Consider the following 9237-nt stretch of genomic DNA (forward strand, 5'->3'; position numbering starts at 1 on the left):
ATCAAATAACCCGAAAAAAAGCAAATCCATCACATGTCAAGCAGCGGATGCACTGTGCTATAATGAATGTTGCAAGATTAAATATGGGAAATTGACGAAAAGGTGGAAAATGTGAAGATGACGGTTCGGGTTCCGCTGCTTGACGTTTTGCTGGTTGATGATGAGCCGCTTGTACTTGAAGGTCTGAAATTGATGGTGGATTGGGAAAAGCGCGGATTTCGCGTTTGCGGGGAAGCGACGGACGGCGAAGAAGCGCTGGCTTTCATCCGCAAGCGCTGTCCGCATGTCGTCGTGACGGATATTCAAATGCCTGGCCTGGGCGGGCTGCAGCTCATCGAACAATCCAAACAACTCCGGAATGCCCCTCGCAAGTTTATAATCCTTAGCGGCCACGAAGATTTTAATTTCGCTCAAATAGCCATGCGCCACAGCGTGAGCAACTATATTTTGAAACCGATCGACGAAGAAGAGATCGATAAGGTCCTTTTGAAGCTTCATATAGAAATTGCCGATGAGATGAAACGGACGGAGGGGATTTCGCGGGGGCGGGAGCTCTGGTTGAACCGCGCTATTCAGCGCATGCTGGGAGGGAAGTCCGATGTGAGGACCCTCAGCTGCGTCAAACGTTTGCTCGGCGTCGGAGACCGGGAGGAAATTGCTTGTATTGTGGTGAAGCAGACGGGGAGCAAAGCCGGGGACAGTGAGCTGCGCGCCTGGAAACATAACGTTCAAGCTTGGCTTGCGGCCCATTTTCCGGGGCAATTGCTCTGCCTATTTGCGGACGGTATCGGGCAGCTTGCGCTGATCGTCCGCGGCAAAGCGGGATCGCAGCAGGTGGCCGCCGGTCTTCTGTCCAACCAATCGTCTCTTTTTTCGGGAAGCCCGATTGCCGTTTATGCGAGCGAGAGCCGGCACGGCATCGAGTTTATCCAAGATGTGTATGAACAGGCTTCAGGAGCGCAAAGCAAGGAGCGCGATGTCGACATCAGCGATTCGGACTTGAAGCCGCTGCTTCAGGACATCGATAATGGCCGGACAGAAGAAATCCGCTGCCGGGTTCGCGAGCTTTTTGTGAAGTTCGGCGAAAGGCGGACGTCCATGGAAACGGTGAAGCTGTTCGTAGAGAACCTGAAGCTGGAGCTGATGAACATGGTGTCGGATATGACTGCCGACATTCATGTGTTTGGTCCGGAGCTGCTGTCCCTGGGCAGCCGCGAGCGTTTGGAAAGCATGCCGCAGCTTGAGCGCCAAGTGCTTGAGCTATGCGGCTATTCCGCGCTGCATGTGCAGGAGTGGCGCCGGACGAACGCGAGCAATAAAATGCCGCAGCTTATTCACTATGTCAATAAGCATTACAATGAAAAGCTGCAATTGCAAACGGTTGCAGAGCAATTTCAGCTAAATCCGGTTTACTTGGGCCAGCTGTTCAAGAAAACGACCGGCATGCCGTTTAACGAATATATCCACGTCAAGCGGATTGAGGAAGCCAAGAGGCTGCTAAGACGCCCTTCGATGACCATATCGGAGGTGTCCGACAGGATCGGCTACCAAGATACCGATTATTTTACAAGAAAGTTTAAAGCGCTTACAAATGAACTGCCCTCTTCCTACATGACAGCGAATCGTGCGGAATCCGCCAAACAGCCCCAATCGCGGAGGGAAACTTCTGAATGAGAAATCCGTATCTTTTCAACAAAGTCAACGACATCCCGCTCAGCTACAAATTTATGTCCATTTATTTGCTTTGCGTCCTGCTTCCCATCATTGTCATCAATATTTTGTTCTTCGAACGAATCTCTCAGAACATTAAAGCCAGGGAGCAGCAAAACCTGGAGATTTCCCTGGACAGAGCGATGAAGGATTTGAATGGGCTGATCGAAGGGGCCGTAGCCATTAATCACGCGGTGGCGACGGACCGCATGCTGTACGAAGCTCTGGATAAGACGTACGGAAGCCCGGTGGAATTTTACGATGCGTACAACAGCCTGCTCAAAGACAAGGTCACCCACTTCATGCCGGTGAATACGCAAATCGACCAAATCAGCGTGTACACATCAAACCAAAGCATTCAAACCGGCGGGAGCTACTTCAAGCTGGACGAAAGCGTCGTGCGGAGCGAATGGTACAAAAGGTTTGCCGCTTCCCCGGGCAAGGTGCTGTTATACGCCTACAGGGATGCCGATCCCAATAAATACGGCTATTATGTTCCGCATCTAAGCATTATTTCCCGGTTGGAATCGTTCGGCGATGCCAATCTGTTTGCCAAAGTACTGAAAATCGATCTGAATCTGAACAAATTTTACGATGTCCTGTCACGCGAGAAGGACTACATGCAGCTGTACCTGGTCAATGAAAATAACCGGATCGTCATTTCCTCCAAAGAAGGGTATCAGACCGATAAAAATGAGGCGTACGCCGTCTTTGAGCGCGACCGGCCGGATGCCGCGAGCGACAGCATGCTGTTTGAACGGCCGCTTGGCGGCGCTTCCTATATGAGCGGCTGGAGGGTCGTCGGTCTCGCGAGCACGGCCAGAATGGCGAATGCGCTGCAGGAATCGCGCAGCTTTATCGTGCTGCTTGCCGCCGCCAGCATGTTAATTACGTCCGTGCTGACGGCTGTCATGCTGCGTTCGTACCACTACAGGGTCAAGCGTTTGTCCAGACACATGGAGAAGATCAATAACGGCAAATTCGACCTGATCGAATTGAACGAAGGCCGGGATGAAATCGGCGAATTGATCCGCAATTTCAATCGAATGACCTCCAAAATCAACTCCCTCATTAACGATGTCTACAAGCTGGAAATCCAAAAGAAGGACTTGGAGCTGGAACGCATCCGCGCGGAGCTCAATTATTTGCAGAGCCAGATGAATCCGCATTTTTTATTCAACACCTTGAATGCGATGCTTGTGGTATGCACGAAAAACAATTACTCCGACATTACGGAAATTATCAAAAGCCTGTCCAAAATATTAAGGAGGCTGCTGAGCTGGAAGGACGACCTCGTGCCGCTGGAGGAGGAGGTTCTGTTTACCGAGATGTATTTGAAAATCGAAAAATTCCGCTTCGGCGATAAATTCAGCTACGAGTTTGCGGTGGATGAGGAGGCTTACGCCTGCAAGATTCCGAAAATGAGCATCCAGCCGCTCGTCGAAAATGCGTGCAAGCACGGTCTCCAGGCGGTCAAGAGCCCAGGCTTGATCCGCATCTCCATCCGGCTGAAAGCCGACAAGCTCCAAGTCAGCATTCGCGACAACGGCATCGGCATGGACAGCGATACGATCAGGAACATGATGATCAATATGACCAGCGAGTCGGAGGTGAGCGGGAATATCGGCCTCCGCAACGTCTACCGGCGGCTGAAGCTTTATTATGCGGAGCGGGTGCGGTTTCACATCAACAGTGCGCCGAATGAGGGAACCGAAATATTTTTCGAGCTTCCCCTGCTGCATCTCACGCATTGAAAACGAAAGAGGAAAGGGGCATGTGCGCATTGTTTAGTGTGCTGTTGGTGGATGATGAGCCGCGGGCACTTGAAGGGCTTGGGCTGATGCTCGACTGGCAGGCTCTCGGGTTTCAAATTTGCGGGTCGTGCTGCAGCGGAGCGGAGGCGGTGGAGCTGCTCGAAAGGCTCCGCGTCGATCTGATCGTAACCGATATCCGAATGCCGGAGATGGACGGCCTGAGCCTCATCGCCGAGGTGCAAAAGAGGCAGGAAACCCCTGTGAAATTCGTCGTTGTAAGCGGATACGGCGAATTTGAATATGCTCGGCGGGCGATGCAGCTCGGCGTTCGCCATTATATGCTCAAGCCGCTTATCGCCGAGGAGGCTGAGGAGCTGCTGCAGGGCATCGCGCTGGAGCTGGAGGCGGAGGCGGAGCTGCGGCAAATGCGGGCCATCGCCGACGAAGAGGAGACGGCCGCGCAGCTTGCGGAGATCCTGTACGGAGGAGGGGATGAATCTTGCCCTCCCGAGCCGCTCCGCGAGCTGTCCGGCAGGAGCGCAGAGTGGGCCTGCCTGCTCATAGAGGCCGAGGACACGCGCCGCTGGGCCGTCCAAGAGGCGGTCCGGCAGCATATCGCGGCTTCGCGGCAGCCGGCGTTTCTGATCGAGCTCGGCATGCCGGAGCTCTGCGTCGTTATCGGGAGCGGCCGGGAAAGCGGCGGCTGGCTGCAAAAGAGCGCGCACACGCTGTTCCAGGCGCTGCTGCCGCAGGCCGCCGCGGGCTCGTTTGTGGCCGCGGGCTCGCCGTCGCAGAGCTTGGCGGCTCTGCACAGTTCTTTTTTGACTGCGCGGGCGGCTATGGACGGCAAGTTTTTTTGCGAGCGGCCCTGCGTGCTTGTCTATGGCGAGAGCGGGAATGCGGAGTCCAGCTTCCACTTTGAGGAAACTCGGCACGCTCACCGCATCTTGGACGCTCTGGAGGGCCTGGACGAAAGCAGGATGAACGCCGAAATCGATGCGGCCGAGCGAGCTTTTCAAGAAAAGCGGCTGGTGCCGGAGATGGTGAAGATGATCGTCATCCATTTGGTGTACAGGAGCGCAAGTCTGATCAGGGAAATGGACGGCAACCTTGGAAGCTTGCTGCACAAGCACGATATAAGGGCGCTCCAAAGCAGGGCGCTTTCGCTATCTGAAATGCTCCGTTTGCTCAGAGGCTTTTGCGCGGACGCTTTGGAGGAGCTGAAGGCGCTGCAGCGCGACCGGTCGATCGGCATCGTTCATGTGATCAACAGCTTCATCAGAAGCCATTATTGCGAGAGTTTGACGATTAAGGGGCTCGCGGAGAAATTTTACATGCATCCGGTCTACTTGGGCCAATTATTTGCCAAAAAAAACGGGGTCAGCTTCAACGAATATTTGCACGACCTGAGAATCGGGGAGGCGAAGCGGCTGCTCAGGGAAACGGACCTGAAGTCGTATCAAATCGCGGAGCGGCTGGGCTATGCCAATTACGACAAGTTCCTCAAGCAATTTGAGAAGCGGCTTGGGATGAAGCCGAATCTTTACAGGAAAAGCTCGCAGTAGAGAGGCAGCCGGAAATCTCCAAGCCGATCTATATTTTTTCAGGATATTTCTTTAATTGGGAAATTGTATGCGAAGGGGTTCGTTTTTTATAATGAAAGGGGTTACATGAAAGGGTTTACAACCTTGATTTGTAATACGATATCACTGAAGGGGTGCAAGTATGGGGGGAAAAGTAAAATCTGCTTTCATCTCCGGGAACATTGCGGTACTGGCGCTTGGCGCTCTGCTCGCCGGATGCAGTAATTCGTCAAGCAATGGGGCCGGAACGGGATCGTCGTCCGCTGCGGCTGGGCAGAACGGCGGCGTAGAACCGTTCGTAGTGACGGCTTACATCGGAGAATCGCAGCAGCAGCCTACGCCGGACAACAAGATTTATAAATTGATGAAGGAAAAGCTGGGCGTCACGTTTAAGTTCGATTTCCTGGCGGGCGACTCCAAGCAAAAAATGGGCGTCATGGTGGCGGGCGGGGATTACCCGGATCTGCTGACCGGCAATACGACGTTTATCGATGCGGGCGCTTATATCCCGCTTGAGGATTTGATCGAGAAACATGCTCCGAATTTGAAGAAGCTCTATGCGCCTTACTGGAACAAGATGAAGGACCCGAAAGACGGGCACATTTATGTACTGCCGAATTACGGCGTTATCAGCGGCAAAATGCAAACTACATGGTACGGAGGACCTGCCTTCTGGATTCAAAAGGCGGTTCTCAAGGAGTTCGGCTTTCCGAAGGTGAAAACGCTGGACGAATATTTTGCTTTGATCAAAAAATATAAGGAAAAATATCCGCAAATCGAAGGCAAGCCGACTGTCGGGTTCGAGATTTTGAACAGCGACTGGCGCAAGTGGGGACTGTTGAACGCGCCTCAGCATCTGATCGGCCATCCGAACGACGGCGGGGTTGTCGTGAAAGACAATGTGGCGGCCATTTTCGCCGACAAGGATTATGCGAAGAAATATTACAAGAAGCTGAACGAAGTGAATCAGGAGGGGCTGCTCGACAAGGAAGCCTTCGTGCAGAACTATGACCAGTATATGGCCAAAATTTCGGCCGGCAACGTGCTGGGCATGTTCGATCAGCACTGGAACTTCCAGAAGGCGGAGGAGGCCCTGCATACCCAGCAAAAGTACGAGCGGGAATACGTCGGCCTGCCGCTTGTATACGACACAAGCACCAAGGACTACTACCTGGATCGTCCGGCGCTCAATTTGAACAACGGCTTCGGCATCAGCGTCAAGGCCAAGGACCCGGTCAAAATTATCAAGCTGTTCGATACTATAGTTACGGATGAATGGCAGAAAATTTTGATCTGGGGCATCCCGGGAGAGGATTATCAGGTTGACGCCAAAGGGAGATTTTCCAGAACTCAGGAGCAGCGGGATAAGTCCACCGACGCTACCTGGAAGCTCGCCAACAAAGCGGACGCCTTCTTCGGATATGCGCCGAAAATCGATACCGTTGGCAGCTTCCCGGACGGCAACGCGGCTTCCCCCGGCAATCAGCCTGAAGAATATTTGGCGGGCTTGAAGGATTATGACAAAGAGGTGCTGAATGCGTACGGCTTCAAGACTTATGTTGACTTTTTCAGCGAACCGCCGGAAAATCCCGTGCCTTACCCGGCCTGGACGATCAATCTGGTCGATGGCTCGCCGGCCAAAATCGCCAACACCAAGATAGACGACCTGTCAACCAAGTATTTGCCGAAGGCCGTATTGTCGAAGCCGGATCAGTTCGACGCCGTCTGGGACGAATACGTCGCACAGATCGCCAAGGCGAATCCGAAGGCTTACGAGGACCGGATCAACGAGCAAATCCAGTGGAGGCTTAAAAACTGGAGCAAGTAAAAGGAAGGTCGACCGATCGCCGTCATGCAGCGAAGCACCGGGCGCCGGGAGAAACGCGCGGTGCAAGAAATGCTTAACCTGCAGGCGGCAATTGGAGAGAAGGATGGAGTGAGGAGAACCATATGGCTGAGACACTAACGAGCCGGGCCGCAGAGAGAGAATCTGCTGCCCGGAAAGCCGGAAAAAGCATGTTCGACTGGACAACGATCAAAAGTCAAAAGCAGCTTATTTTTATGTCGGTGCCGCTCCTGATCTATGTCATCATCTTTGCGTATGTGCCGGTCTGGGGCTGGCTGATGGCTTTTCAAAATTACAAGCCGGCCAAAAGCATCTTCAATCAGGAATGGGTCGGATTGAAACATTTCAAATTCCTGTTTACGGACGATACGTTCCTGCGGGTCATGCGCAATACGATCGGGATGAGCCTGATCAATCTGGTTCTCGGTTTCTTCAGCGCGATTGTTCTGGCGCTGCTGCTCAATGAAATCAAGAACATGTTGATGAAGCGGGTGGTGCAGACGATTTCGTATTTGCCGCACTTTTTGTCGTGGGTCATTGCCGCAGGCATCGTAGCGACTTCGTTGTCGATTAACGACGGCATCGTCAATACCGTGCTGCTCAAGCTGCATATCGTCGATGAGCCGGTATTGTGGCTGAGCGAGGGCAAATATTTCTGGGGCATAGTCGGCGCTTCCAACGTGTGGAAGGAAGTAGGATGGAACACGATCATCTACCTGGCGGCCATCGCTTCAATTGACCCGTCGCTCTACGAGGCGGCCGATATGGACGGCGCCAACCGCTACCAGAAGATGCTGTACATCACGCTGCCCGGCATTAAAGCGACATTCGTCATTTTGCTGATCATGTCTATCGGCCATATTTTGGACGCAGGCTTCGAAATCCAATACTTGCTTGGCAACGGCCTGGTTGCGGACTGGTCGGAAACGATCGACATTTTTGTGCTGAAATACGGCATCTCCCAGTTTAACTATTCGATGGCGACCGCCGGGGGCATGTTCAAAACGGTTGTCAGCGTCACCCTGCTGCTGATGGCCAACTGGATCGCCAAGCGTTTGGGAGAAGAGCGGCTTTTATAAAGCTTAAGGAGGGGCCGTCATGGCGAGACCAGGAAGGCCGGGCAGCATTGAGCCCGTTTTGTTTAATACGGCCAACGCCATATTCATGATTCTGCTCGTCACCATTACGGTGTATCCGTTTTTAAACACGATCGCCGTATCGCTCAATGACGGGATGGATTCGATCAGAGGCGGCATTTATTTATGGCCCCGCGTATGGACGCTGCAAAATTACAAGGCCATTTTCATCAGCGGCACCGTTTATCACGCATTTCTCATCTCGGTGTCCAGAACGATTCTGTCTACCGCACTCAACATTTTTCTGACGACCATGCTGGCCTATGCGCTCAGCCGCAAGGAGTACATTTGGCGCAAGCCGATCACGCTGGTTTTCGTGCTGACGATGTATTTCAACGCAGGGCTGATTCCGGGCTACTTTCTGATCAAAGGTCTTGGCTTGCTGAACAGCTTCTGGGTGTACATTTTGCCGTCCATGATCAGCGCGTTTAACCTGATTGTCATTCGCACCTACATGGGCACTTTGCCGGACAGTCTAGTGGAATCGGCGAAAATGGACGGAGCGGGCGACTTCCGGATTTTCATGCAAATCATTTTCCCGCTCTGCAAGCCGGTGCTCGCCACCGTCGCCCTGTTCGTGGCCGTAGGTTCGTGGAACACATGGTTCGATACGTTTTTGTACGCGTCCTCGCAGCAGAATCTGAGCACGCTTCAATACGAGCTGATGAAGCTGCTCGCATCGACGCTGAATTCGAACAGCGATCCGAACCTGGTCAACGGAGCCGGAATGACCAAAGATACGGCAAGCGGCATGGTGACGCCGGTATCGATCCGGGCCGCAATCACGATTGTAGCCGCCGCTCCGATCTTGTTCGTGTACCCGTTCCTGCAAAAATACTTCGTAGTCGGCTTGCATGTAGGCAGCGTGAAGGAGTGAACGTGTGAAAGTGTGACTTCGTGAAGGGGGGGAATATGTGGGAGCGTGGCTTCGTGAAGGGGTGAGCCCGTCAAAGTGTGAGCCCGCGGAGGCGTGAATTCGCGAAAGCGTGAACCTGTGAAGGCGTGGCTCCGTGAAAGTGCAGCTACCGGAAGCAGACCCGGCCTTTGCGGCCGGGGCTTTTCTACCGGCGCCGCACGTGGGAGAGGTGCGCGTCGGGGGAGCATTCCGGGATAACCGGGAGGGTATCCCGTGTGTTTGGCGTGCACCGAAGCCGCCCAAAGGCGCGAAGCTGGCGCGGCCGTCGGCGACGCGGCCGCGCCAGGGCGGA

6 protein-coding genes are annotated in these 9237 nt (G+C 53.6%); all 6 read left to right on the forward strand.

Annotated features, from left to right (window positions below):
- Positions 1-117: 117 nt before the first annotated feature.
- Entirely contained in the window at positions 118-1674 is a 1557-nt protein-coding gene (locus tag AC0LWT_RS19260; RefSeq protein WP_474683030.1) for a response regulator transcription factor, read from the forward strand.
- Positions 1671-3464, forward strand: a complete 1794-nt coding sequence (locus tag AC0LWT_RS19265) for a sensor histidine kinase (RefSeq protein ID WP_474682883.1) — start codon at positions 1671-1673, stop codon at positions 3462-3464. The genes AC0LWT_RS19260 and AC0LWT_RS19265 overlap by 4 nt, the downstream gene beginning before the upstream one ends.
- 20 nt (positions 3465-3484) lie before the next feature.
- On the forward strand, positions 3485-5029 hold the full coding sequence (locus tag AC0LWT_RS19270) for a response regulator (protein ID WP_474682884.1): 1545 nt from the start codon (positions 3485-3487) through the stop codon (positions 5027-5029).
- Between the two features lie 160 nt (positions 5030-5189).
- Positions 5190-6875, forward strand: coding sequence for a type 2 periplasmic-binding domain-containing protein (locus AC0LWT_RS19275; protein ID WP_474682885.1), 1686 nt, complete (start codon positions 5190-5192; stop codon positions 6873-6875).
- A gap of 122 nt (positions 6876-6997) precedes the next feature.
- Positions 6998-7972, forward strand: coding sequence for an ABC transporter permease (locus AC0LWT_RS19280; RefSeq protein WP_474682886.1), 975 nt, complete (start codon positions 6998-7000; stop codon positions 7970-7972).
- A 19-nt stretch (positions 7973-7991) separates the two neighbouring features.
- Complete coding sequence (locus AC0LWT_RS19285; protein WP_474682887.1) at positions 7992-8906, forward strand: carbohydrate ABC transporter permease; 915 nt, start codon at positions 7992-7994, stop codon at positions 8904-8906.
- Positions 8907-9237 lie beyond the last annotated feature (331 nt).

Source organism: Paenibacillus sp. sgz302164 (assembly GCF_056120505.1).

What these genes read in the sequence shown, in the direction of transcription:
- AC0LWT_RS19270 (WP_474682884.1), top strand. Translation starts at nt 3,485, where the DNA reads ATGTGCGCATTGTTTAGTGTGCTGTTGGTGGATGATGAGCCGCGGGCA.
- AC0LWT_RS19285 (WP_474682887.1), top strand. Translation starts at nt 7,992, where the DNA reads ATGGCGAGACCAGGAAGGCCGGGCAGCATTGAGCCCGTTTTGTTTAAT.
- AC0LWT_RS19280 (WP_474682886.1), top strand. Translation starts at nt 6,998, where the DNA reads ATGGCTGAGACACTAACGAGCCGGGCCGCAGAGAGAGAATCTGCTGCC.
- AC0LWT_RS19260 (WP_474683030.1), top strand. Translation starts at nt 118, where the DNA reads ATGACGGTTCGGGTTCCGCTGCTTGACGTTTTGCTGGTTGATGATGAG.
- AC0LWT_RS19275 (WP_474682885.1), top strand. Translation starts at nt 5,190, where the DNA reads ATGGGGGGAAAAGTAAAATCTGCTTTCATCTCCGGGAACATTGCGGTA.
- AC0LWT_RS19265 (WP_474682883.1), top strand. Translation starts at nt 1,671, where the DNA reads ATGAGAAATCCGTATCTTTTCAACAAAGTCAACGACATCCCGCTCAGC.